The organism is Promicromonospora kroppenstedtii DSM 19349 (assembly GCF_000515355.1).
In the GTDB taxonomy this organism is placed as follows: domain Bacteria; phylum Actinomycetota; class Actinomycetes; order Actinomycetales; family Cellulomonadaceae; genus Promicromonospora; species Promicromonospora kroppenstedtii.
Genome location: NZ_KI911756.1, coordinates 45,542 through 46,491, shown reverse-complemented (window position 1 = coordinate 46,491; position 950 = coordinate 45,542). Strand labels below are relative to the sequence as shown.

The 950-nt window shown below is 75.8% G+C and carries 1 protein-coding gene; it reads left to right on the top strand.

Going from position 1 to position 950, the window contains the following annotated elements:
• Positions 1-950 (top strand): amidohydrolase (locus PROKR_RS26425; protein WP_084800690.1); only part of this gene is annotated, 950 nt, incomplete at both ends.

Sequence of the window (950 nt, the reverse complement as noted above, 5' to 3'; positions counted from 1 at the left end):
TGGCGCGCCCGCCGGTCTGGTCGCCGCCGTCGAGCGGGCCGCGGACGAGCTCGAGCCGGACCTCGCTGAGATCGTCCGGCGGCTCCACGAGCACCCGGAGCCGGCGTTCGAGGAGCACCGCAGCGCCGCGACCCTGGTGGAGGTGCTGGCGCGGCACGGCGTCGAGGCGGAGCTGGGCGCGCACGGGGTACCGACGGCGTTCCGGGCCGAGACCGGCGACGCAGCCGGGCCCACGATCGCGATCTGCGCGGAGTACGACGCGCTGCCCGGCATCGGCCACGCCTGCGGCCACAACGTCATCGCGGCGTCCGGCGTCGGCGCGTTCCTCGCGCTGCACCGCGTGCTGACCTCGAGCGATGCACTCGCCCCTGCCGGTCGCGTCGTGCTGCTCGGCACGCCCGCCGAGGAGGGACACTCCGGCAAGGAGGTGCTGGCGCGCCACGGGGCGCTGGAGGGGATCGACGCCGCGATCATGGTGCACCCCTACGGGCTCGACGTCGCCGACCAGGTCTGGCTCGGCCGGCGTCTGCTGACCTGGACGTTCACGGGGCGCCCCGCGCACGCCTCGGCCCAGCCCTACATGGGCCGCAACGCGCTCGACGCCGCGACACTCGCGTACCAGGGCATCGGCCTGCTGCGGCAGCAGATGCCGCCGGTGGACCGGGTGCACGCGACGATCGCCGAGGGCGGCACCCGGCCGAGCATCATCACCGAGCGCGCGGTCGTGCACCTGTACGCGCGGTCCAAGTACCCGGACACCCTGCGCGACCTCTCGCGCCGTCTCGACGACATCGCCCGCGGTGCGGCCCTGATGACCGGTACCGAGGTGGAGATCACCTGGGACGACGGCGCGCACCCGAGCCTGCCGGTGCGCACGAACGAGGCACTGACCGGCCGCTGGGTCGCGGCCCAGCGGCGCCGCGGGCGGGACCCGCTGCCGGCCGGCGGGC